22 protein-coding genes and 1 riboswitch are annotated in these 24,980 nt (G+C 44.0%); of the genes, 9 read left to right on the top strand and 13 right to left on the bottom strand.

Going from position 1 to position 24,980, the window contains the following annotated elements; genetic code table 11:
- Nucleotides 1-84: 84 nt before the first annotated feature.
- Nucleotides 85-849 (bottom strand): DUF4184 family protein, encoded by a 765-nt coding sequence (locus tag FTT73_RS11950; RefSeq protein ID WP_180191477.1) that lies wholly within the window; start codon nt 847-849, stop codon nt 85-87.
- Nucleotides 850-986: 137 nt separating this feature from the next.
- Between FTT73_RS11950 and znuD the strand changes: the two genes are divergently transcribed.
- Together znuD and FTT73_RS11940 are read left to right on the top strand one after the other, a co-directional pair.
- Complete coding sequence (gene znuD / locus FTT73_RS11945) at nt 987-3,164, top strand: zinc piracy TonB-dependent receptor ZnuD (protein WP_180191476.1); 2,178 nt, start codon at nt 987-989, stop codon at nt 3,162-3,164.
- 105 nt (nt 3,165-3,269) lie between these two features.
- Nucleotides 3,270-4,733, top strand: coding sequence for a phospholipase D-like domain-containing protein (locus FTT73_RS11940; protein WP_180191475.1), 1,464 nt, complete (start codon nt 3,270-3,272; stop codon nt 4,731-4,733).
- Nucleotides 4,734-4,816: 83 nt separating this feature from the next.
- Here the strand turns inward: FTT73_RS11940 and FTT73_RS11935 are convergent, their stop codons facing one another.
- Complete coding sequence (locus FTT73_RS11935; protein WP_005172612.1) at nt 4,817-5,269, bottom strand: hypothetical protein; 453 nt, start codon at nt 5,267-5,269, stop codon at nt 4,817-4,819.
- A 179-nt stretch (nt 5,270-5,448) separates the two neighbouring features.
- Here FTT73_RS11935 and FTT73_RS11930 point away from each other — a divergent pair, with 179 nt between their 5' ends.
- Complete coding sequence (locus FTT73_RS11930) at nt 5,449-5,904, top strand: RcnB family protein (RefSeq protein ID WP_005095740.1); 456 nt, start codon at nt 5,449-5,451, stop codon at nt 5,902-5,904.
- Between the two features lie 38 nt (nt 5,905-5,942).
- Here the strand turns inward: FTT73_RS11930 and FTT73_RS11925 are convergent, their stop codons facing one another.
- Nucleotides 5,943-6,440 (bottom strand): phosphate-starvation-inducible protein PsiE, encoded by a 498-nt coding sequence (locus tag FTT73_RS11925; RefSeq protein ID WP_005095743.1) that lies wholly within the window; start codon nt 6,438-6,440, stop codon nt 5,943-5,945.
- Between the two features lie 173 nt (nt 6,441-6,613).
- On the opposite strand from FTT73_RS11925, the gene FTT73_RS11920 reads away from it, so the two are divergent.
- Nucleotides 6,614-6,820: a hypothetical protein gene (locus tag FTT73_RS11920; protein ID WP_005095746.1), complete on the top strand. Its 207-nt coding sequence runs from the start codon at nt 6,614-6,616 to the stop codon at nt 6,818-6,820.
- 62 nt (nt 6,821-6,882) lie between these two features.
- Here the strand turns inward: FTT73_RS11920 and FTT73_RS11915 are convergent, their stop codons facing one another.
- The 3 genes from FTT73_RS11915 to FTT73_RS11905 all read right to left on the bottom strand — a co-directional run bounded on the left by FTT73_RS11915 (nt 6,883) and on the right by FTT73_RS11905 (nt 11,550).
- The gene (locus FTT73_RS11915; RefSeq protein ID WP_180191474.1) at nt 6,883-8,664 is read right to left on the bottom strand and encodes an acyl-CoA dehydrogenase C-terminal domain-containing protein; all 1,782 of its coding nucleotides are present in this window, start codon (nt 8,662-8,664) and stop codon (nt 6,883-6,885) included.
- Between the two features lie 168 nt (nt 8,665-8,832).
- Entirely contained in the window at nt 8,833-10,635 is a 1,803-nt protein-coding gene (locus FTT73_RS11910; protein ID WP_005095752.1) for an acyl-CoA dehydrogenase C-terminal domain-containing protein, read from the bottom strand.
- A 303-nt stretch (nt 10,636-10,938) separates the two neighbouring features.
- Nucleotides 10,939-11,550, bottom strand: a complete 612-nt coding sequence (locus FTT73_RS11905) for a hypothetical protein (RefSeq protein ID WP_179999695.1) — start codon at nt 11,548-11,550, stop codon at nt 10,939-10,941.
- A 135-nt stretch (nt 11,551-11,685) separates the two neighbouring features.
- Between FTT73_RS11905 and baeS the strand changes: the two genes are divergently transcribed.
- From baeS to FTT73_RS11890, 3 genes are all read left to right on the top strand, one after another.
- Nucleotides 11,686-13,338 carry a sensor histidine kinase efflux regulator BaeS gene (baeS, locus tag FTT73_RS11900; protein WP_180191473.1) on the top strand — a complete coding sequence of 551 codons (1,653 nt, stop codon included), beginning with the start codon at nt 11,686-11,688 and terminating at the stop codon, nt 13,336-13,338.
- 13 nt (nt 13,339-13,351) lie between these two features.
- Nucleotides 13,352-14,038 (top strand): response regulator, encoded by a 687-nt coding sequence (locus FTT73_RS11895; protein WP_004278304.1) that lies wholly within the window; start codon nt 13,352-13,354, stop codon nt 14,036-14,038.
- An 85-nt stretch (nt 14,039-14,123) separates the two neighbouring features.
- Nucleotides 14,124-14,630 carry a GNAT family N-acetyltransferase gene (locus FTT73_RS11890; protein ID WP_180191472.1) on the top strand — a complete coding sequence of 169 codons (507 nt, stop codon included), beginning with the start codon at nt 14,124-14,126 and terminating at the stop codon, nt 14,628-14,630.
- Nucleotides 14,631-14,710: 80 nt separating this feature from the next.
- Here FTT73_RS11890 and FTT73_RS11885 read toward each other — a convergent pair whose 3' ends face one another.
- The 7 genes from FTT73_RS11885 to FTT73_RS11855 all read right to left on the bottom strand — a co-directional run bounded on the left by FTT73_RS11885 (nt 14,711) and on the right by FTT73_RS11855 (nt 22,630).
- Nucleotides 14,711-15,082: an MmcQ/YjbR family DNA-binding protein gene (locus tag FTT73_RS11885; protein WP_180191471.1), complete on the bottom strand. Its 372-nt coding sequence runs from the start codon at nt 15,080-15,082 to the stop codon at nt 14,711-14,713.
- A 76-nt stretch (nt 15,083-15,158) separates the two neighbouring features.
- Nucleotides 15,159-15,956, bottom strand: coding sequence for a hypothetical protein (locus tag FTT73_RS11880; RefSeq protein WP_218955704.1), 798 nt, complete (start codon nt 15,954-15,956; stop codon nt 15,159-15,161).
- Nucleotides 15,957-16,085: 129 nt separating this feature from the next.
- Complete coding sequence (locus tag FTT73_RS11875; protein ID WP_180191470.1) at nt 16,086-17,531, bottom strand: YdiU family protein; 1,446 nt, start codon at nt 17,529-17,531, stop codon at nt 16,086-16,088.
- A gap of 139 nt (nt 17,532-17,670) precedes the next feature.
- A complete protein-coding gene (locus tag FTT73_RS11870) occupies nt 17,671-18,834 on the bottom strand; it encodes an acyl-CoA desaturase (protein ID WP_005095770.1) in 1,164 nt (387 codons plus the stop codon).
- A 440-nt stretch (nt 18,835-19,274) separates the two neighbouring features.
- Nucleotides 19,275-19,988 carry a glycerophosphodiester phosphodiesterase gene (locus tag FTT73_RS11865; protein WP_100329210.1) on the bottom strand — a complete coding sequence of 238 codons (714 nt, stop codon included), beginning with the start codon at nt 19,986-19,988 and terminating at the stop codon, nt 19,275-19,277.
- A gap of 142 nt (nt 19,989-20,130) precedes the next feature.
- Nucleotides 20,131-20,715, bottom strand: a complete 585-nt coding sequence (locus FTT73_RS11860; RefSeq protein ID WP_005172582.1) for a cob(I)yrinic acid a,c-diamide adenosyltransferase — start codon at nt 20,713-20,715, stop codon at nt 20,131-20,133.
- Between the two features lie 91 nt (nt 20,716-20,806).
- The gene (locus FTT73_RS11855; protein ID WP_180191469.1) at nt 20,807-22,630 is read right to left on the bottom strand and encodes a TonB-dependent siderophore receptor; all 1,824 of its coding nucleotides are present in this window, start codon (nt 22,628-22,630) and stop codon (nt 20,807-20,809) included.
- Between the two features lie 36 nt (nt 22,631-22,666).
- Nucleotides 22,667-22,879, bottom strand: a riboswitch (cobalamin riboswitch).
- A gap of 144 nt (nt 22,880-23,023) precedes the next feature.
- Here FTT73_RS11855 and FTT73_RS11850 point away from each other — a divergent pair.
- A complete protein-coding gene (locus FTT73_RS11850) occupies nt 23,024-23,668 on the top strand; it encodes a phosphoribosylanthranilate isomerase (protein WP_180191468.1) in 645 nt (214 codons plus the stop codon).
- Nucleotides 23,649-24,893: a tryptophan synthase subunit beta gene (gene trpB / locus FTT73_RS11845; RefSeq protein ID WP_005095779.1), complete on the top strand. Its 1,245-nt coding sequence runs from the start codon at nt 23,649-23,651 to the stop codon at nt 24,891-24,893. The genes FTT73_RS11850 and trpB overlap by 20 nt, the downstream gene beginning before the upstream one ends.
- Nucleotides 24,894-24,980: the final 87 nt, after the last annotated feature.

The following is a 24,980-nucleotide window of genomic DNA, read 5'->3' as shown; positions in this document are numbered from 1 at the left end:
TGCCTCTTTGGGCATGTTGTCACAAGAACTTGGGTCAAAAACAATATCATTTTAAAGTGAATGAGATAAAAGCCAGCACTTTGCTTAGCCCATCCGGCGATCGCGGTCTAAAAATAAAAACAGCAAACAGCCCAGACTAAAGGTGATCAGAAAACCCTGACTGAATTGATTGATGGAACGGCCGGTAAAATAGTACAGATCGGATTGCCAGACTTCTGTAGAGATATAACGTGCATAATCCCAGACTGAAAATAGGCCAGTGAATATCGAAAACAGCAATAATCCGCAGGCATAAGCTTTGATTTTCAGGTTCACTGCCAGATATCGCTGATGCTTTTTATAGTAATGCACGCTCATCCACAGCATAAACGGTAAGGCCAGAAAGGAAGTGCCGATTTGTAAAATTCGATGCAGCGGATAACTGTGTCCAAAAAGCTGAAATGGTTGTGCTAGAAAATCATGAAAAGCAAAAGTACGAAAGTCTACATGAGTCAAACCATCCCAGATTAAATGCGTGGCAGTACCAATGATCACCGCCAGACAAACTGCCAGAAAAAACTTGAATGCTGAAATGAGAGTGTGAATATTTAGATCATGCTGAATTCCGACAAAGCGGTAAATGGCTGGCCGATATAGAGCATACCAGATCGCACAAAAGCCCAATCCGATCCACAGGTCCGGATGAATCAGCGAGGACCATAAATGCGTAACATTCGAATTGCTGGAACTAAACAGACGATGTAAATCGGGCACCATACAGCCAATCGCCAATGCAGCAATCGGAAGCCGGTTTCCGCTTAAACGTGAAAGAGGTGGTGCAAGTACAGCATGAGACAGGGTAAAGGGCATAAAAGTTTTTTTAAAGATGAAAATAACCAGAAAACACATTTTAATAAAATATGCGAAGGATTATCGTAAAGGATTGCAAAAACAATGAAATGTTATATTATAACATTCATCCAAAATGGTGAATTTGAGCTTCAGTCATGTCCTTCCCTAAGAATCTAATAACACTTTCAATTTTTGCTGTAGCTGCCCCTACAGTTTTTGCAGAACAGACCTCATCTTCCATTCCCGTGCAGACCATGGACACCATTCAGGTGCAAGCTCATCCACTGGTGCAGACTGCAGCGGACTTTGCGGTAGCGGATCATGTTGTAGATCAGAAAGCCTTGTCTGAACGTGCAACCACCATTGGAGATGCATTGGCAGATGAACTGGGCGTATATTCTAACCAGTTTGGTACGGGGGCCAGCCGTCCGGTGATTCGTGGGCAAGATGGGCCACGTGTCAAAGTCTTGCAGCATGCTTCAGAGACAGCCGATGTTTCCACGTTATCTCCAGATCACACCGTCACCGTCGATCCGATTTTGGCAAAACAGGTCGAAGTGATTCGTGGGCCATCGACGTTGCTCTATGCAGCAGGAACAGTGGGTGGTCTGGTTAATGTCACCGATCAGAAAATTCCAACGCAAATGCCTGAAGATGGTCTGGAAGGTACAGTCGGTCTGCGCTATAACACGGGCAGTGATGAGAAACTGGCCAGTGCAGGAATTACGGCTGGAATTGGTGAAAATTTTGCTTTGCGTGTAGAAGGCTCAAAACGTAAGGCCAATGATTATATTGCCCCTGGTTATTTTGATACGCATACCCACAAAGAAGAGCATGTTGAAGATAATGGTGAGATTCATATACATGAGCATGAACATAGTGTAAAAAAACGCCGTGTAGACAATACCTTTGCCGAAGGGCAAACAGTGAATATTGGTGGATCATGGATCCATGACCGTGGTTTTGTCGGCTTATCTTATAGTAACCGCCAAGACCAATATGGTCTGCCAGGACACAGCCATGAATATCATGGCTGTGAAATTCATGGCGATCATTTTCACTGTCCAAAACCGGGTGAAGATGAGCATGATCATGAAGAAACAGCAGGGCCGTGGGTAGATTTAAACTCTGAGCGTTATGATGTTCGTACCGAGCTAGAACAACCTTTTGCCGGTTTTGACAAGTTGCGTGCGCATGCCAGCTTTACCGATTATGAACATGATGAACTGGAAGAAAATGCAGTCATCAGCAACTTTAAAAGTAAGGGTTATGATGGACGTCTAGAGCTGGTACATGTTCCTGTTGCAGGTTGGGAAGGTGTCATTGGCACCCAGCTTTCACAGCAGAAAATTAATTTATCGGCTCCAGAATCGCATAGTCATGCAGAACACGATCATGAAGGACATGAGCACGATCATAGTGAGCATGCGGATCATAATCATGATGTGTTAATGGCAGATACCAAAACCCAAAAATACAGCCTTTTTGCTTTAGAACATAAGCAGTTCGGCGATGTTCATGTTGAACTTGGAGCACGTGTCGATCATCAAAAAGTAAAAGTAGATTCGGAACAGAAAGATTATTCAGGTACGGGTGTTTCTGCATCTGCGGCTGCGAATTGGGAGTTTGCACCGAATTACAAACTGTCTGTAGTGGGATCACATCAACAGCGTTTGCCTCTAGCGCAAGAGCTGTATGCTGATGGTCTGCATTTTGCGACCAATACCTATGAAGTGGGGAATCCTGATCTTGATAAAGAAAGGTCAAATAATCTTGAATTAGGTCTGCACTATGCAGGGGATAAACTGGATTACCATGTGCATGTCTATCACAACTGGTTTGATGATTATATTTATGGCGAAACGGTAGCGCAGAAAGGTAATTTGCGCGGCGTGCAATATACCCAAGACCAGGCCAGATTCTATGGCACTGAGGCTCAAGCCGGTTATCAGATCAATGATATGTACAAGCTGAGTGTCTTTGGCGATTATGTGCGTGGCAAAATTGAAGCTGAGAATGCACCACGTATTCCTGCCGGTCGCTTAGGCAGCAAAGTGGAAGCAGATTTTGCCGATGGTTGGTCAGGTTTGGCTGAATATTATCATGTCTTCAATCAGGACAAGATTGCCAGCTATGAAGAGGAAACCCAAGGCTACAACATGGTCAATCTGGGCTTAAGCTATACCAATACCCTTGCAGATAACAATGCTTATCGGGTGTATTTCAAGGCCAATAACCTGCTCGATGATCAGGTCTATTCCCATACTTCGTTCCTGTCGAATATTCCGCAAGTCGGTCGTAACTTTAGCGTCGGTGTGCAGTATGATTTCTAAAGCAGTGATGAAATAACTGACCAAATCAAAGAGATGTCACTGAAATTGACTTGAAAAATCATCTGATAAAACCTAGCCTGAGCATATTGGGTTAGGTTTTTTCTTATGCGTATCTTTCAACGAATTCACAATAAACTGAACTGGTCAAATCGCCGTTATGCGGCATTGATTATCAGTCTACTGGCGGTCAGTTATCTGGCATCTGCTGTTTATCATACTTATAAGCCTTTGCCGGAAGGTCTGAATTACACCGGCAAGCTGCGCCATGCCGAAGTCAAGTTTCTGGCCGACCGGACTTATCTGGATGCCGAAGGAAAACAGCACTTAGATCATCGTATTTTTAATGAAATGCTGAAGATGATTGAAGAGGCCAAATCACTGATTGTACTGGATCTATTTTTATTTAATCAGCAAACCGGTGCCTCGACACAGGAACATCAGGCATTGAGTCAACAGTTGAGCGATGCCTTAATCAGTAAACGTCTGCTGCAACCGCAAGTTGAAATCAAGTTCATTACCGATCCGATCAATTCGGTTTATGGCGGAATTCAGTCCGAGCAGTATCGTAAGTTACGTCAGCATGGTATCGATGTGATTGAAACCAATCTGATCCCTTTGCGGGCGTCCAATCCGAGCTGGTCGGGGTTCTGGTATTTATGTTGCCAGGGCATTGGTAATAATCCGGAAAAAGGCTGGTTACCGAATCCATTTGGCCCAGAAAAAATTACTCTGCGCAGTTATTTTGATTTATTTAACTTTAAAGCCAATCATCGTAAAACCTTGGTGGTAGACACCGATCAGGGCTGGAAAGCGCTGGTCACCTCCATGAATCCGCATGATGGGAGTTCGCGGCATTCCAATATCGGTTTATTGGTCTGGGGAACCACAGCCGTGGATATTCTGAGAACAGAACAATCGGTTGGTATCATGTCACAGGCCAATATGCCGGCCATTATCGCGGGCGATTTTCAGGCAGAAAATACCCAGCCACAAGTTCAGGTACTGACGGAAAAAGCCATTTATGATGCGACTTTAAATCTGATTCAGACGGCGAAAGAAAATGAACAGATTGATCTGGCCATGTTTTATCTGTCCGAGCGCAAGATTATTAAAAGTCTGATCGTGGCGCATGAACGCGGGGTTAAGGTTCGGGTTTTACTCGATCCCAATAAAGATGCTTTTGGCCGTGAGAAAAACGGGATTCCAAACCGACAGGTGGCTTCGGAACTGCACAAGGCAGGCATTGATGTACGCTGGTGCAATACCCAGGGTGAGCAATGTCATAGCAAAATATTGATGAAGCGTAATGCTCAGCAGGCTGAAATGATTTTAGGCTCGGCCAATTTCACCGCACGCAATCTGAAAAACTATAATCTGGAAACCAATATGCGCGTGCTGGGTCAGCATCAGGCAGAAGTGTTTAAAGATGCCCAACAATATTTTGATGGTGCATGGTCAAATCTGAATGGCCGTGTGATGAGTGTGGACTATAGACAATATGAAGACAATTCATGGTCTAAATATTGGCTGTATCGCTTTATGGAATGGAGCGGCTGGTCGACGTTTTAGCATCTCTAATAATCTCCCTAAATCCCTCTTTTGAAAAGAGGGACTTTACCTCCCTTTTTTAAAGGGAGGGTAGGAGGGATTTTTTAAGGCCCCGGATTCGGTGGAACCAGTTCATCCAGTTCTTTATCGGACAATGCTTCAAGTTCAGCAAGATCCGTTTTAATTTTCCATTGCTCTTCATGGTCGACCGGATTGGGTAAACGTGCTTCTAGCCAGTCACAGACTACATCTGGCGGGAAGTCGGCATGATTACATTGAATCACCCAAGACAAGAAATCTTTGGCGACACCATTCATATACGGTGGTGGCGATACTGGCAGGAACTGAGTCGGAAGACGTTCATTTTTAGAAATATAATTCAGGACATGACCTAGTTCCTGTACGGTCTGCCAAGCCAACGGATGATCTACATTGATCTGGAATTTAAACCACCATGCCTGTTTGCCATCTGAACCATAGCTATCAATCCGTTCTTTTTGAACACTCGGCACTTTAGAAAAATATTCATGTAAACGATCGAAATTTAAATCAGACACGGTATTCAACTCGAAACATTAAAAAAGTGATTTTAGCATAAAGCAGTCGCCTGCCGATGGGCCTGCTAGATTGAAAATACGCAGGCACATTACAAAAAATTGCAGGGTCAGTAAGCGTATTCATATTTTCTGCATTTATTTTGTTTAAAATATAAACGAGTGATTGAGAGGAAGCTCAAATGAAAATAGTGTTATTGAGTGCAATATTTGCTGCATTGCTATTGGGGGCTTCTGCACAGACGATGGCCGGAAACGCTTGGGGCGGATATACAGGGGTTGAACGTTCTAAGCCGAATTACCGCGCTGCACCATCACGCTCTTATGATCCACCACGGCACTCTTATCCGCAGCGTCCGATGCCACCTAGACCACATTACCCGCAACGACCGACCCATTGGGGTTATCCGCCGGCTCAAAGTCAAAGTGGTCTCAATATCCAGTATCAGGCACCGACCACGATTTATCAAAATTCCAATAGCTATAGCTGGGTGAATGGCGATCCGAATGTGGCTCGAATTGAAAGTTCAAGATATAGCGTTATCAGTGACTGGCAGCGTCTGGGCTTACCTGCACCACCGCGTGGCAGTTACTGGATTTATGAAAATGGACGTTATGTGCTGGTGCCGAATCGTTAAGTTAAAAATCCCCCTTTATTCAAGGGGGATTTTTTATATCAAGCCAACTCATCATCTTCCGGACGAGGCGTTTTGCCTTGTGGCACTGGTTTCTCGCTGTGTTTGTCACGAATCACCGATGGGTAGGTCCATGACGCATAGCGCACCACTAAAATGGCAAATGCCATAATCAGGATCGAACCGGTAATAATCACCAGATCCATACTGGCTTTATGCGTGTGCTGAATGTCCGCAATGAGCAAGCGGGTCAGTGCGGTAATGGCAATATAAATCAGGAAGCGTACCGGCATATGATTGGTTTTAAAATAGATCCCAACCATGGCACCGAGTTCGAGATAGATGAACAGTAAAAGAATATCGTCAATGGTGGCGAACTGTTTAACAGTCAGAATATCGATGACGGTATGACCGGCGGACCAGATCACCATACAGCCAATAATAAACAGCGCAATATAATGAAAACTTTCTACAGCAAGATTACCAAAACGGTCGAGGAGGGCTTCAAGTTTTTCAACTTTGGGATGGGGTTTCGGCATAAGATCCTCCTGATTTTTATGTGATATAAACAATACTTAGAGAATAACCTGCAAAAATTATGCACAGAATGATTGGATGAAAAATAAAGATTAAATTATTTGAACTTTTGCGCTTTTTTTAGACTAAATTGCTATATTGTATGGGTGGTACATTGAATAAATAGGAGAAAAAAGTGTTAGATAAAATTCAAACAAAAATTGACCAATTAGAAGCCGGAAAAAAATTAATCCTCGGCGTAGGCATTAAGGCTGAAGATATGCAAAAGGTGGTGGAACTCTGCGAGTCTTTAGAGTCAGAGGGGAATATCAAAATTGTGAATAAACATCTGAATCCGAAAAGCAATAATCAACCGGATTCTTTAATGATTCAGAAAGTTTAAGTTTCGAATTGTAATAAAAACGCCTGCATCAAGCAGGCGTTTTTGATTATGGCTGTTTCAGCTTAAGCTTGAGTCGTGAAGTAATCTTCAGAGAAGTTCATGATCAGGTCAGAACCTGATTTTACTTTGGTGATGCGTAGAGCCAGCTCAGGCAGAATGCGTTGCACAAAATAATTCGCCAAAGCCAGTTTGTTTTGATAGAACTCGCCTTCTTTATTTTTCGCAGCATTGGCAATACGTGCGAACATATACGAGAAGCTGAGCAGACCGACAGCGTGCAGATAGTCGACCGCGGTCGAGTTCGGGAAATCATGACTTTCTCTTGCTGCTTCCAGAATAAACTGAGTCACCGATTCGACTTCAGTCGCTGCATCCAAAGTGGCGTCTTTAATGAAGTTTAGGTCTGCATCCAGACTGTTGGCAAAGTCGCGGATTTCAGAGATATATTCAGAGATATATTCACCGCCACATTTAATGGTTTTACGACCGATTAAATCTTGTGACTGTACGCCGTTGGTGCCTTCATAGATCTGAGAAATACGCAGGTCACGGATACATTGTTCCACGCCCCATTCACGGATATAGCCATGACCACCAAACACCATTTGCGCATCTAATGTTGCCTGGAAGGCAGTATCGGTTAAATAGGCTTTTGCGATTGGCGTGAGTAGTGCCACGCGGTCATTGGCTTTTTTCACCGCTTCAGGATCAGTAGAGAATTTGGTAATGTCCAGTTGCTGACCGACATAGACTGCAAAGGCACGAGACGCTTCATTGTTGGCACGTACATTCAGCAGCATACGGCGTACATCACCATGCACCAGAATACTGTCCGCCGGTTTGTTTGGCGATTGAACGCCAGCCGCACTGCGACCCTGTAAACGATCGGTCGCGTATTGTGCAGCATTTTGATAAGCAAATTCAGAAGCACCTAAGCCCTGAATCCCCATGGACAGGCGCTCGTAGTTCATCATCACGAACATCGCAGCCAGACCTTCGTTTTCTTTACCCACCAGATAACCTTTAGCGCCATCAAAATTCATGACACAGGTCGCAGAAGCTTTAATGCCCATTTTGTGTTCGATAGAACCTGGCCCTACAGGATTGCGTTTGCCAACAGAACCATCTTCATTGACCAGGAATTTCGGTACGATAAACAGGGAAATACCACGTGAACCCGCAGGTGCATCTGGGGTTTTGGCCAGAACCAGATGAATGATGTTTTCCGCCAAATCATGATCGCCGCCGGTAATAAAAATCTTGGTACCGGTGATGCTATAGCTACCATCTTCATTGCGTTCAGCTTTGGTTTTGATAATCCCCAGATCCGTACCGGCATGCGGCTCGGTTAAGCACATGGTGCCTGACCATTCACCCGAATAAATTTTAGGTAAATAGGTTTGTTTTTGCGCTTGTGAAGCATAGCTGTTTAAGGCCATACCTGCACCGACAGACAGCAGCGGATACAGCATGAAAGACGGGTTGGTGGCAAACAGCATTTCATCAGAAAGTACCGTTAGCATTTTCGGCATTTCCTGGCCGCCCCATTCGGTATCTGCGCCCAACCCGATCCAGCCGCCTTCGGCATATTGTTTAAAGGCTTCTTTAAAGCCAGCAGGGGTAGTCACATTGCCATTTTCATATTTTGCGCCTTCTTCATCACCGCTACGGTTGAGTGGCAGGGTCACATTTTGCGCAAATTTCGCCATTTCTTCCAGAATGGCTTCTGCTGTTGCAGCATCGAGGTGCGCTAAATTTTCATTGGCTTGCCAGAATTGTTCTGCATTAAAGACATCGTTAAGGATGAATTTCATATCGGCAAGTGGCGCGTTATAAATTGGCATGGTGTGTCACCTGTTTATTGTTTGATTAAATAAGTTTTAATCAGTCTAAAGGACTCAAAATCTGAATGTTAGACGACTAAAGGTTAATTCTGTAACTCGTTATAAAGAAAAAGGACTGTCTGTTCATTGACCGTCCTTTTTCTGTGATGCGATTAGTCTGATTCTAACTTAGAATGCGAAATGTTCTGCATCCAGGTTCATCAATGGCTCTACACCTGTTGCGATCACGTCAACATGTGAACGAACGCGTGGCAGGATTTTCTTGAAGTAGAAGCGTGCAGTGGTCACTTTGGCATTGTAGAAGTCAACTTCAGTGGTGCCAGCAGCCAGTTGCTCTTGAGCAACCAGTGCCATACGTGCCCATAGGTAAGCCAGGGTGACATAACCAGAGAAGTACAGGTAATCGACCGCAGCTGCACCGACTTCTTCAGGGTTTTGCATCGCACGCATACCAATTTGCATGGTCAGGTCGCCCCATTCCTTGTTCAAGGCAGCCAATGGCTCAACGAATTCTTTCATTGCAGCATTGTCTTTGTGCGCTTCAGCAAATTTGTGGATCATCTTGGTGAAGTCTTTCAACATCGCACCTTGAGTACCCAACACTTTACGACCTAACAAGTCCAGCGCCTGAATTTCAGTGGTACCTTCGTACAAACAGGCAATACGTGTATCACGTACGATTTGCTCCATGCCATGCTCAGAAATGAAGCCATGACCACCGAAGACCTGCACACCGTGTTTCGCAGCTTCAGAACCGGTTTCAGTCAGGAATGCTTTTGCGATTGGGGTAAGTAGAGACAGGATATTGTCTGCAAATTTACGATCGGCTTCTTCTACAGCATGTTCAACCACGTCCGCATATTGCGCCAACAGGTAAACCAGTGCACGACCTGCTTCTGCATATGCTTTTTGGGTTAGCAGCATGTTACGTACAGCTGGATGCACAATGATTGGATCTGCTTCTTTTTCCGGGTTTTTAGGGCCAGACAGTGAACGCATCGCCAGACGGTCTTTTGCGTAGGCAAGTGCACCCTGGAAAGAACCTTCAGACGCTGCCAGACCTTGTACTGCCGTACCGATACGTGCGGTGTTCATGAAGGTGAACATGCAGTTCAGACCACGGTTTTCAGGGCCAATCAGGAAGCCTTTCGCGTTATCGAAGTTGATCACACAGGTTGCGTTACCGTGGATCCCCATTTTATGTTCGATTGAACCACAACGTACGCCATTGCGATCGGCAATAGAGCCATCGGCATTTAGGTTGAACTTCGGTACGATGAATAATGAAATACCTTTGGTGCCTTTCGGTGCGCCCGGTAAACGTGCCAGTACGATATGGATGATGTTTTCAGCCATGTCGTGTTCACCCGCAGAGATGAAGATTTTCTCGCCAGAAATGGCGTAGCTACCATCTGCTTGTGGCTCGGCTTTGGTACGGATAATACCCAGGTCAGAACCTGCATGCGATTCGGTCAGGCACATGGTACCCGTCCACTCACCTGAAACCAGTTTAGGCAGGTAAGCATCTTTTTGTTCAGCTGAACCGTGGTGTTCTAAAGTACGAACTGCACCGTGAGACAGGCCAGGGTACATGCCCCATGCCCAGTTCGCAGTACCGACCATTTCAGAAATGGTAATCCCTAAAGAATTTGGTAAACCTTGACCGCCATACTGTTCTTCAGCAGAAAGTGAAGGGAAGCCAAGCTCGATGTATTTTTGATACGCTTCTTTAAAGCCTGTTGGTGTAGTCACCACGCCGTCATTCCAGGTACAACCTTCACGGTCGCCCGCCTGGTTAATCGGAGAAAGTTCATTTTCACAGAAATCAGCCGCAGCTTCTAAGTACTGATCTACCAGTTCACGGCTTACGTTTTCTTGGAATGCAGGGAGATTTGCATAGTGTTGTTCAGCATTTAATAATTCATGCAACACAAATTGCATATCACGTAAAGGCGCTTTGTATTGTGGCATATCGGTTTCCTCAATACTGGTTTAACCAGCGTTATAATCTTAGATGAACTAAAAACGTATCTTCACTGACACGGTTTGGAATGATTCTAATCCTGCAACATCTTCCCCTGCGGTACAAGCTTTTCAGGGGGATTTCTTGGTGACTGTAAAGTCAAAGATTAATATGCATGACGTATTAAACATATTGAGTATAAAGGCTTTAGTCATATTTTGTATGATACGAATAGTCAACTATCCAGGGTAAATAGCACGCAATAAAAAAGCACCCGAAGGTGCTTGTCGTGAATCATTGATTCCTATGCATTAATAGGCAGATGTTTTGGGCTGGAAACGAACATGACATTGACCATTCACTGTTTGTTCACCTGCTTTGATCTGTGCAGCAGTACCATCTTTCTTGCCTTGACAGGCTTGCAGCATCGCTTGTTGTTGTGCCTGACGCTGAGCCAGACGTTGATCAAACTGTTTGGTCAATTCTGCACGTTTTGCATCAGTTAATGCTTCACCGCGCATCATGCCGCCACGGACATCGGCACGCATCGGGCGATGTTCACCTTTCATGCCGCGGTGTTCACCGCGCTGGCCTTGCATGTTTTTACGATCGGCTTTAAAAACGATAGTGCAATTGCCATCAATGGTTTTATCACCGGCCTTGATTTGAACCGCTGAACCTACGGCTTTATTGTCACAGGCCTGTTGCAGCTGTTTGGCAAATTGCAGACGTTCCGCACGCTTTTCCTTAAACTGCTCGCGCTGTTCAGGCGAAAGATGATGCTGTTTTTTACCCTCATGATGATGTTTCATCATTTGGCGATGCTCATTGTTCGGTACATTACTGGTAGATTGACAGGCAGTCAAAGCACCCATAGAAAGAACACTGGCACTGATTAAGGCTATTTTTGTCATGGCTTGCATTGTATTTATTCCCGTCAAGAACCTGATTTTATGTCAGGTAAAGATTAAACAATAAAGATGAAGAAACAATGAAGAGTTTTTTGATGCCATGTTCGCTACAATAATGAATATAGAAGAAAAATTGAGATTTCTGTTTTGAAAATTCGCCGTATTCCGATTGCATTACGTCTATTTTTGACCGTACTGTTGACCACGCTGGTTATTACCACAGTGAGTCTGGGTGTACTGCATCTGAATATGCAGCGTAATTTCGCCCGCTATGTGGCTGATGTCGAAATGCAGAAACTGGATTATGTGATTAAAAATCTGGCGGATGTCTATGCGGTGTATCAGGACTGGGGCAATGCGATTCAGGCCCAGATTCTACAAATGGAAGGGGAGGCTGCGCCAGATGATTATGACCGTTTATCACGCTGGTGGCTGCGCCGTCAGTATGATATTGCCTTGCAGCAGCGCTATTTTCAGGAACAGACCCTGGTTCAAGTCGCACCCAGTATGGTCGATCCGGCTTTGCCACCGCGTCAGGTCAATGAAGAAGAGTTACGCCTCCTGGCTTCCAATCTACCCTCGCAGTTTCAGCCCTTTGAAGGCCTAAAATTCCCGCTCAGTTCCAATCAGAATCTGTTTAGAACTGACCGTAAGAATGGCGAACAAGCAGCACAGCAGCCGACCGGCAAGAAGCAGTTTATCCAGATGCCGGACCGTCTTGGTCTCAGTTCACGTCTTTCATTGTATGATGCAAAACGGCGTTTTGTGGTGGGTGAGGCTTCAGATGAGCAGATTTCCTATCGTCCGATTATGGTGAATAATCAGATTGTCGGCTATTTGGGCTTAAAGCCGGTTCTGGATCAGGATGATGCCTTAAGTATTAATTTTTTTAGTAATCAAAAGCGTTATTTATTTTTGGTCTATGCGCTCAGTATTTTGGCCAGTCTGATTGCCTCCTTGTTATTGGCGACTTATTTCAAAAAGCCGATTCAACGTTTGCTGAATGGTACGCGTGCTCTGACCCAAGGCAATTATCAGTATCAGGTCAAAGTCAACCGCAATGATGAATTGGGTGATTTATCCAATGAATTAAATGCCTTGGCTGTGATTCTGGATCAGCATGAAACCTCACGCCGTCAATGGGTGGCAGATACTTCACATGAATTGAAAACGCCATTGGCGGTATTGCAGGCACAGATTGAAGCAATGCAGGATGGGATTCGTAAACCCACCCCTGAACATTTTGCTTCCATGCTGGCGCAGGTCACCAGCCTGAAAAAACTGACACAGGATCTGGCCGCACTGGCACAGGCCGATGCGCAGCAATTGCAATTTTACTTCTCGACGGTGAATCCGTGGGAAGTGGTACAGCAGGAACTGATCAACTTTCAGCCGAACTTTGAACAGGCTAAATTGACGGTCACCGCAAATGGCGAAGATACTGAGTTAAATCTGGATCTGGACCGCTTTAAACAGATTGTGGCCAACTTGCTCAGTAATAGTATTCGCTATACTGAAGCGGGTGGGCAGGTACATATTCATAGCACGCAGGATGAGAAAGAATGGAGCTTATATGTCGATGACAGCCCATTTGGTTTGAGCGATGAGCAACTGGCGCGGATTGGCGAGCGTTTCTATCGTGTCGATGATTCGCGTACGCGGGCGACTGGCGGAACCGGACTTGGTTTAGCATTATCATGTAAAATTACGCAGGCGCTGGGTGGCAGCTTAAGCTTTGCGCACTCACCACTCGGTGGTTTACGCTGCAAACTGAGTTTCCCTAAACAAATGAAACCCTAAAGGAAATATATTGATGAAACATGTCATGCTGGTTGAAGATGAAATCGAACTTGCACAATTGGTGCGAGACTATCTGGAAGCTGCTGGTTTTGAGGTCAGTATGTTTCATGATGGGCAGGAAGCATATAACAGTTTTACCCAGCGTAAACCGAGTCTGATGATTTTGGACTTGATGGTGCCGCGTATGGACGGTCTGACCATTTGCCGTAAAGTGCGTGAACAGTCAGATTTGCCGATTATTATGGTGACCGCGCGTACCGAAGAAATTGACCGTGTGTTGGGACTGAATATGGGCGCAGATGATTATCTGTGTAAACCATTTAGTCCAAAAGAGTTGGTTGCACGGGTACAGGCAGTCTTACGTCGTCTGGACCGTAAATCAGAACCGGAAAGTAATGATCTGTTCCGTATGGACAAATCCCAGCAGCGTATCTGGTATCAACAAAAGGCCTTGAATCTGACCCCGACTGAATTCCGTTTACTGGAGTTATTCCTGGAACATGTCGGGCAGGTCTATTCACGTGCGCAATTGCTGGATCATATCAATCCAGACAGTTTTGATGTCGCGGATCGCGTGATTGACAGTCATATCAAGAATTTGCGCCGTAAAATTTCGGATGCTGCTGAAACCGGTAACCGTCATGAGTGGATTCAGGCGGTGTATGGTGTTGGCTACCGTTTTGAATATCCTGAAGATTGATTTGAGATTGAGATAAAAAAGCGAATCAGGTATGGTTCGCTTTTTTTTATATTTGAAACTGGCAAGTATAAGAGAGCTAAAAATAATGAATATCATGATCCGAGATGAGCAAATAGATGACATTCAGGCAATTGAAGAGTTAACAAAAGATGCTTTTAAAGACATTGAATATTCAAGTCATACTGAACATTTTATTATCAATGCATTAAGGAAGAAGCATCAACTGACGTTATCGTTAGTCGCTCTTGAAAATAACACTATTGTTGGGCATATTGCCGTTTCTCCCGTATCAATGTCTTCGGGTATAGCAGGGTGGTTTGGATTAGGCCCTATTTCAGTTTTGCCTGATCAAAAAGGTTTAGGCATTGGTTCAAGGCTTGTATATGCAGCATTGGACAGACTGAAAGCATTGAATGCAAACGGCTGTGTGCTGTTAGGCGATCCCAAGTATTATGCTCGTTTTGGCTTTCAACCCATTGCTAATTTAGTTTTGGAAAATGTACCAGCTGAATATTTTCAAGCGATTAGTTTTGATGGGTATTTTCCGAAAGCCCAGGTATTTTATGATGAAGCATTTAATGCAACTAAATAACTGACGGTATATCGAATACCATTCTGATGATGGATCTCAAATTTTTTTATATGCATCATTCCTATAAACAAGGTGGGAACTTATCGTACTGTTTTAAGTAGCTCGATTCGCTGCCGATCGACTTTCTTTAACTTTAATACTACTAACTCATAAGAATTTAGTAATAAATCTTCAATCAAAGCTTCGTCCAGATGTTCATCCTCATAAACTGAAATCCAGTGCTGTTTATTCATATGCCAGCCCGTATGAATATAAGGATAAATGTCTCGAAGCATGGCACCGTGATCAGGCTCAACTTTTAAATTAATCATGGCTTTTCCTTGTAAATGAAAAGCCAACATAAAGACTTTATCGATGACTTTATAAACATCACAGCCCTCACCAAAAGGTTGAGTAACAGTGACTTCCGGTAGTTTTAATGCAGTCGATGAAGCAACAGTGTGTAAGGTCATAAGTTATGGATAACTCATCATAAAACTGTGGATAATGCTTAAATCATCCACAGTTTTTATTTTGGATGTGAATAAATTAACAGGCAAAATAATAATCTACATCAAGGCTGAGCCCCATAGAAAACAATGCTTTTATACTCGCTACACTTAACTTGCGATGATGTGGATTTTCTAAATGCCCATGCGCTTGAATATATTGCTGAATATGAGGGTTGAAAAAGGTTTTTCGTAAGACAGACTGATATGGGTGGAGTTGATCAACGAGATAGTGGAGGTGTTGATCTAAATCGTGATGTTCAGAATTTAAGCGAGATGGCAGTTCCAGCAAGCTAGTTTGTGCATGCTCCAAATATTTTTGTGAACGAATATTTAGACCTTGATCAAAAAGAATATTGAACCGCATGCCTTGAAAATATTCTTGTAGCTGTTGGGCGGTTAAGCATTCTGAACTTATGCGAAAGCTCGCTGATTCTGTGATTGTGAATGGGGTGTCAGCCATTGATGTTAAGGGCTCTGTGAATGTTTCTTGTTCAGAGGAAGTATTTAAGTGGCTATGCACATGAAATTCGATATTAAGTTCGCTGAGTAAACCTAAAAGTTGATGCGTGAGATGAAAACCCGAGCTTTGCTCATTAAACGCTTGAATGTACAAATGCAGGGCTTTACGATAGGTTTCAGTCAACTGCAAGATATTGGTATTTGTTTTGAGTCGATGCAACCACAAGTAGACCTGTTGTGTGAAATCATCATGTAGCTGTACCGCACCGATATTCAGTCGTATGCCTAGAGGCTGTGTGGATTGTTCTAGGTTTAGCAGATCCTCATCGGCATACCACACTTGAACTTGAGATATTTGATCAAGGTGGTATTCCAAGATGAAATCTTCAATAGACTACTGATTACATGCAATAGTGAAGTATAAAGATGCTGATTCTTGAGACATGTGGTTCATATTTTCAATGTTCAGATCATCATAATGTCATCTGTAGTCCAATAGAAAATTTTAAGACGAACAGCTGACCATCACTTCAGGCACATCACTTGGCAAGGGTGCTAAATCTTCAGGCTGTTCCAGATCTGGCTGTTTCTGATAAGGCTGACTGAGCAATTTAAACAAACGATCGACTTCGGAAAAATCATCACGCTCTGCCCGTTCAATGGCTTTCTGTGCCATGTGATTGCGCAGAATGTAATGCGGATTGGCTTGCTTCATGGCGGCATCCAGTTCTTCAATATCCTGATGTGCACGAATAGTTTCATATTGTGTCAGGAAAGCTTCAAACTGACGGCGATCCAGACAATCATCTTTAATAGCATCATAGTCTTTATTTTGCAGGCGGATAAAACTCTGGGTGTAATCCAGTTGCTCGCTTTGCAAAATTCGCAGGAATGCCATTGCACAGTCAAAACTGTCTTTATGGAAACTTGGCAAGCCCACTTTCTGGTTTAAACCATGTTTATAATGTTCCAAGAATGTTGGCTCATAGTGCTCCAGACATGCAGCTAAATCCTGTTTCCATTGTTCTTTGTCATAATTCACAGGGCAGAGGGGAACCAGATTGTTTAACCATTGCCACAAGTTCCAGTGCCCGATACTTGGTTGTTGCTGATAGGTATAACGCCCCTGATAATCCGAATGGTTATTGATCCAGTTCGGACGGAAGCGTTCCATAAAGCCATAAGGACCAAAGTCCAAAGTCGAGCCGGTAATATTCAGATTGTCAGTATTCATCACGCCATGCGCGAAGCCAACCAGTTGCCATTTGGCAATCATCACCGCTGTGCGCTGAATGACTTTTGTGGCAAAGGCTAATATTGGCTGTTCAGTTTGCAGACATTCCGGATAATGCCACTCGATACATTTTTGCGTGAACTCAGCTAATACATCTGGTTGATATTGATTGATCCACTCGAAATGCCCGAAACGAATATGACAGTCTGAAGTACGTAACATCATTGCACCGGGTTCGAGCTTTTCGCGCTGAATACCTTGCATTGATGAAGTAAAACCTACTGCATTACTGGATGCTACACCCAAAGCATTTAATGCATGACCCGCCAGATATTCACGAATCACCGAACGCAGTACTGCACGCCCATCACCCATACGCGAATAGGGCGTTGCACCCGCACCTTTTAAATGCAGGTCAATAATCTGACCTTCCTGATCAAGGATCTGTGCAATTAACAGGCCGCGACCATCTCCCAATTGTCCAGCCCATTGACCAAACTGATGACCTGCGTAGACCATGGCCAAGGGTTGAAACTCAGCAAAGACTTTCTGACCACTACACATCTCGACCCATTGCGCTTTGTCTTCATCTGACCATTGCAGTTGTTCTGCCAAAGCTACGTTAAAATGCCCGGCTTTTGCGCCTTTCAACGGTAGCGGAACTTGATGGTGGTAAAGGGCAGCAGGAAGGGTTTGATAACGAGAGTTAAAATACATGGCACTCAGTACAGGCTTGGAATACCTTGACTATAACAAAGTTGCCTGTAGAAAACTGTTGTATAAACGAGAGTTCAAGTTATCTTTCTTTCAGACATAAAAAAAGCCCCGATTGGGGCTTTTTTGTGAGCAGTTTTTATTAAGATACTGCTGATTTTTTCAAATTACGAACCAGTAGATTTAAGGTTGCCCGGTGATGGGATAAACGCTGTTCAACCAGCTGGAATTCAACTTTCAGTTTGTCATCCATCTGGTGAATTTTTTCTGCCATAGAAGCCTTTTTCACCTGAATTTCTTGCTCTTTCAGTTTGGCCCAGTCATTTAAAGTTTGGGTAAAGGCATCATATTCCTGTGCAATCTTGGTTTTCACAGTAATGATGTCTTCAGAAACATCATGGCCATACACCGCAAGATCCTGTTCAGCATATTTAAACTTCATTGCCAGTTCCGCTTTTTTGATATTAAAGCTAGGAATACGACGTAAGTTTTTGGCTAAACCCAGTTTGGAGCAGGTCCAGATCAACCATTTGGTTGGATCGTATTGCCACCATTTCACGCCATTACGGTAATCGTACTGGAAAATGTGGTGGTAATTATGATAACCCTCACCCCAGGTGGCAATCGCAAGTACGAAGTTGTCACGTGCAGTGTTCTCGTCGGTATAAGGACGATTGCCCCACATGTGACACAGCGAGTTGATGAAGAAAGTCACATGATGGCTCAGGATTAAACGTACTAATCCACCCAGCAGCAAGACTCCCCAGACATCGCCGACTGCCCAGCCAATTGGAAGCAAAATAGCAGCATGAACGGCAATCACTAATGGAATATAGTATTTGTCCTGAAACATGACGACTTTGTCTTTTAACAGATCTGGCGCATTTTTATAGTTTGCCACACCTGATGGATAATCACGTAACATCCAGCCGATATGTGCATACCAGAAACCTTTGTTGATCGAGTACGGATCTTGATCCACATCATCGACATGACGATGATGAGTACGGTGACCAGATGCCCAGAACAAGATACTATTCTGTACAGCAAATGTACCCATAATCATTAAGATGATTTTTAATGGTAGAGTGGCTTCATAAGCACGATGTGCCCACAGGCGATGGTATCCTGCTGTAATGCCAAGGCTGCTTACGCCCAGTAAAACAAACATGCTGATCCAAGCGGCGGCGCTAAAATCATGGTGATACGCATATAACGGAATTGCAATCAGGGCGACAATGGGTAATAACACCAATGCAAACACCGCAATCCAGTTAATGGGGGCTTTGGGTAAGGGAGCATTCATCTCCAACAGCACTCCTAGAACCTCGGAAGGTTTAACAAAAAGCAGAAACCACTGTTGATTTTAACAGCAGCCTATCTTGTTTATATTAGCATGTGGCCTATAGCATCACTAGCATTATTGTACGGTTGTATTGTACTTGTCAGTAACAGGATAAGTAGGGCAAAAACGACCATTTTGCCAGTCTAGACGGGGCTTGATTTCCGACTAAGTGACTGAGGATTATCGGTCTTTTAGACTATTTAATTGGGCTAATATTAAGCGATTTAACTGTTCATCATTTCTACAATATTGCCAGAAAATTTGCAGAATATATCTCATAGAAAATTAATTTAACATTCAAGTCGAATCAATCTAAAAGTCAGACACGCTTTAATAGCTTGACATGAAATCGAGCTGTCTTAAATAAAACGATTTGAACTGATCAATAATCAGGGTGTTTTTTAGAGTTGCTGTAGCATCAGTTTTGGGTAATCGGTAATTAGCCCTTGAATTCCCCAATCACGCAGCTCTTTGGCTCGACTCACATCATTGACTGTCCAGACACTGATATTTAATTCAGCAGCCTGGGTGGCCTGAATCAGGTCTTTGCTGGCCAGCTCATTCATCCAGCCAATATGACAGCAATCCAGTTCTAGCGCCTGATCAATCGCTTGATATTTTAGGTCGGTTTCGATGAGTAAACCGCGTTTTAGCCGGGAATTTTGCTGTTTGAAGGCTTGTAGGACTTTGGCATCAAAACTGGTAATGATGGCCGCCTGCTCATAGCCTTGCAGTTGCTGTGCAACGTCCAGTGCAATTTTCTCAGCCGCAGCTTCGGAATCGACACTTTTGATTTCGACTTCAATATGCTCAAAGTCTCGAATGACATTTAAGGTCTGATTTAAAAGGGGAGTGGCTTCGACTTTATTCCAGTCTGACCAGGTCACAGCATGATTATAGTGTGCAAGATCTTGACGATTGCATTCATATAAATGCTTTTGCAAACCTGTGGTTCGCACAAAGTCGTCATCATGCATGATGATTAAGGCATTGTCTTTGAGCTGACGCACATCAAACTCAACGGCGCGAATACCGATGTCTTGAATATATTGAAAACCGCCTAGGGTATTTTCAGGGGCTTCGCCACGTGCACCACGATGACCAATTATGCGCATAGACTGCCCATAAATTGAGAAGTTGATTTCATTGTATGCGTGCTATGTGACAAAAAGATGATAAGGCTTATTGTCGTCAGATGCACTGTAAAATCAAGATACATCTGACGCGTATTTTTAGATTTAGAATCAAGAAATAATTCTAGTTTTCGATGCTGTCATTGATATTTTTTTGCCACAGCACTTCTGAACCGCCCTCGCTGCGTTGCAAGGTGCGCGATGCTACAAATAGCCAGTCTGATAAACGGTTCAGCAGTTGTAGCGACGCTGCCTGAATATTCTGGTCGCGAGAGTGGACTGACATCACGCTACGTTCTGCCCGGCGGCAGACTGCGCGCGCCTGATGGGCAAAGCTGCAGACTAAAGTGCCGGCAGGCAGAATAAAGTCTTTGAGCATTGGCAAGGCTTCATTCATACGGTCGATATCATTTTCTAAAAAATCAATCGACACAGGTTGTACCAGATTAAAACCCGGAATACACACTTCACCACCGAGATCAAATAACCAGTGTTGAATCAGGCTTAAAGATTTGTCCCAAGTGGCTTTATCTTCAATCGTGCTTGCTGAAATCTGTGCACGTAATACACCAATCACGGCATTGAGTTCATCCACATCACCGAGCGCATCAATACGTAAATCGTCTTTGGCAACGCGAGAACCATCACCCAAACCTGTGGTGCCTGAATCGCCTGTGCGGGTATAAATCTTACTTAAACGGTGACCCATGTGATTTCCTTGATTTTTAAATGCTGTAAATAAAAAGCATCATGCCATAGGCATGACATGATGCTCAAAAGTATTTATTGAAACGCTGAACTTAGTATGTAAAGGTTACACCGGCAGAAGCGAGGCGGCCTTCATCAATATAATAATTATTCCAGTTGTATTCGATCTTATGACGGACATCACCGACATTTTCTATGTTGGTAAAGACTTTGACATGTGGATTGATATTCCAGTAGGCATTTAAATCGACGGTCGCATAGCCCGGATTATGGTCTGAATCACTCCAGCTTTTTGACTTGGAACGAGCAATAAGAGAAGCACTCATTCCATAAACTTCATTTTCCAGGCCTGTAGTCAGAGTGAGGGTCTGACGTGGTCGTTTAGCTAAAGCAACATCCGCTTTGCTATCTTTAGCTTGCACATATGCAAAAGCAGCATCAATGAACCAATCGTTTTTTTTCCAGTTCCATGCAAGCTCGCCACCACGAAGTGTCGCTTCGTTGATATTATTTAACTTGCCATCTACTTTTTGGATCATGTGATCTATATCATTTTGATATACAGAAATTGCAACAGATGAGTTTTGAGTGAGAGCATGGTCTAAGCCGATTTCATAAGACAGGCTTTCTTCGGCTTTTAGGTCTGGATTTGCAGATTCGCCACTGTACAGCTCATTCAGATTCGGTGAACGGAAAGCAGAGCCGATATTCGTATAGACGCTGAGTTGAGGTGATATTGCATAACGTGCAGCGGCTTGGCCTACCGTATGGGTGCCATATTTTTCGTTGTCTTCAACACGGATGCCAAGTTGCGTATTAAGTTTGTCTGATTGATATTGATGTTGTGCATAATAGCCTTGTGATGAAACATCACCTTGATAGGCTATTCCATAGGACAGCACATCGCCATCAAGCTTGCTGTAAGTTGTGCCTAATAAAAAATGATGCTGATCATTTAAATTGAGTTTGGCATACATTTCAGCTTCTTGAGTGGTGCTATATGAATAATCGACCTGACCCAGATAATTCGCAGCATTTTGATCGAGTTGATCATCAAACTGCGATAAGCGAGCATTGAGTTCTAATTGTGAACCTAGGTTAATGCGCCCTTTCAGGTTAAACATTTCATTTTCAAAATCTTGTGAAGTAAGGCTACCTGCGTTGTAATCACTTGTGCCTTTATTTTGGCTGTAATCAAGAGATAACGCATATTGGTCTTTGTCGACACCAAATTTGGTGCTGAAACCTTTTTGGTCAAAGGAATAGTTTTCATCTTCATTATCTAGAACAGATTTTCCGTCAGTTTCTAGACGTTGACCACGGATTTGCGCATAAAAACCATCTTCAGCTAAATCGGCACCCACAAGTGATTTGTAGGTTTTATTCTCGCCAATTTCACCAGTCATAAATGCAGATGTTTTTTCAGGTGTTTTAGACACGAGTTGTACCACACCACCAATCGCATCTGTGCCATATAGAACGGATGCAGGGCCTTTTAAAATTTCAATTTGCTTGAGATCAGTCGTATCAATAAAAGGTAAGGAAGCTGAACTGCTTAATGCTGTATTCAATCGCATGCCATCACGAAGAACGAGTGTATGTGAAGAGCTTGTACCTCGCATAAAAATAGAGGACTGTTGTCCATAACCGCCGAGCTGAGCGACGTTTAAAGCAGCCTCTTTTTTCAATAAGTTTGGTAATGAAGCAATAGGAGATTGCTCAAGAGTCGCAGCTTCAATAATTGAAATACGCGCGGGTACATCTTTGATATTTTGTTCACTACGAGAAGCAGTCACCACAATGGTATCCAAAGATGCTTTTGCAACTTTTTGCTCGGTAGCAAAAACAGGTGAAGTGATACCCAACGCAAGTGCGATCGCACCTACCAAGGCAGTAGGTTGAAATTGAATAGACATGAAATGCTCCATACATTCACTTCCCCGTGAATGATTGGGTGATAGAACACAACAAGCAGGTTTCCGGACTTAAATGTGCAAAGTACAGGCTTTGCTGTCTATCCACCTTCCCACATCAAGATGCAGTGGTGTAAACCGAAGTGGTTTATTTGATAGACGTTTCATTTTTACCGTTGCGGGGGCAGTGCTGGATTTACACCAGCTTCCCTAAAGCAGGAGGCTACTTTGGCTTGTTGCAAGATGGGCGCAGTATAAAGTTTGTATGCCTTATACACAATCTGCAGCAAGAATAATCCGGATGAACTTTACGCAAGCCGGAAAAATTGCATTACAATGATTTGCCCCAATCTTATAGATTGTTCAAGACATTGGTAGATCTAGAGCCAGAATAATATGCGAACCCGTGCCAAAATTTGTGGAATCACCCGAGTCGAAGATGTACATGCCGTAGTCAATGCTGGCTGTGACGCGATAGGATTTGTATTTTATCCCCCGAGTCCGCGTCATGTCACTTTAGAGCAGGCTGAAATCCTGATCCGGGCGATTCCGGCGTATGTGCAGGCCGTAGGTTTATTTGTGAATAGTCATGCAGATGAAATTCAGGATATTCTGAAAACCGTTCCACTGGATATTTTACAATTTCATGGCGATGAAACACCTGAACAGTGTCAGGCTATCGCCCAGCAGGTCGGACGCCGTTGGTATAAAGCCATTCAGGTCAAGCCTGATCTGGATGTGGTCGCGGAAATTCAGCGTTATCAAGCTGCAGGTGCTAGTGCAGTGCTGCTAGATGCCTGGCATCCTGATCTGAAAGGTGGTACGGGCCACAGCTTCGATTGGGAGACATTTCCCAAACTTGATATTCCCTTGATCTTGGCAGGCGGTTTAAATCCTGACAATATCGAACAGGCAATTCTCACCACACAGGCCTATGCCGTAGATGTGAGTGGCGGTGTCGAGTCCGCAAAAGGTATTAAAGACCAACAACTCATAGAACGCTTTATGCAAGGAGTCCATCGTGGATCAGCAAAGTACTAGCCAGAACAGTCAGGCAGTTGACTATACCCAATTCCCGGATGAACGCGGGCATTTCGGTATTCATGGCGGACGTTTTGTGTCAGAAACACTCATGGCGGCTTTAGAAGACTTGGAAAAGCTCTACTTCCGTATGAAAGATGATGCACAGTTTTTGGCAGAATTTGACCGTGATCTGGCGTTTTACGTCGGTCGTCCGAGTCCTTTATATCATGCTGAACGATGGTCGAAAGAGTTGGGTGGTGCGCAAATTTATCTGAAACGTGAAGACCTGAACCATACCGGTTCGCATAAGGTCAACAACACCATCGGTCAGGCCTTGCTTGCAAAATTGTCAGGCAAAAAACGTATTATTGCCGAAACAGGTGCCGGTCAGCATGGTGTAGCAACCGCCACAATTGCAGCACGTTTAGGTCTTGAGTGCGTGGTATTTATGGGCGCTGAAGATGTCAAACGTCAGGCCATGAACGTGTACCGTATGCGTTTGCTTGGTGCGACAGTTGTGCCTGTACAAAGTGGCTCTAAAACCTTGAAAGATGCCATGAACGAAGCCATGCGTGACTGGGTCACCAATGTCGATTCAACTTACTATGTGATTGGTACCGTGGCAGGCCCACATCCATATCCGCAGCTGGTACGTGATTTCCAGTCGATTATTGGCCGTGAAGCACGCCGTCAGATTCAGGAGCAAGCTGGTCGTCTGCCTGATGCCTTGGTAGCCTGTGTTGGTGGTGGTTCCAATGCAATGGGCTTGTTCTATCCATTCCTGAACGATCAAGATGTGCAAATGTACGGTGTAGAAGCCGCGGGTTTGGGTATTGAAAGCGGTAAACATTCAGCGCCATTGAATGCTGGTCATGTCGGTGTACTGCATGGAAACCGAACTTACCTGATGTCGGATAAAGAAGGTCAGATCATTGAAACGCATTCAATTTCTGCCGGTCTGGATTATCCGGGTGTGGGGCCAGAACATAGCTTCCTGAAAGATATGGAACGTGTGAACTATGTACCGATCACGGACAATGAAGCCCTACAGGGTTTCCGTGATTTAACCAAGATTGAAGGCATTATTCCGGCGCTTGAAAGCGCACATGCCATGGCTTATGTGTCTAAACTTGCACCGACCATGGACAAGGATCAAATCATTATTGCGACGGTTTCAGGTCGTGGTGATAAAGACTTGATGACTGTGGCACGTATTGATGGCGTGGAAATGGTTGAGATGTAACTGTTCTGATCAGCCTCTTCCTATGGGATAGGTTTGGAGAAGGTAAGTTAAAAAAAATCGTGCTAAGAAAACTTGGCACGATTTTTT

The organism is Acinetobacter sp. YH01006 (genome assembly GCF_013420445.1).
GTDB lineage: Bacteria > Pseudomonadota > Gammaproteobacteria > Pseudomonadales > Moraxellaceae > Acinetobacter > Acinetobacter pseudolwoffii.
Note: the sequence above shows the minus strand (reverse complement) of the source record. Positions and strands in the feature narration are given on the sequence as shown.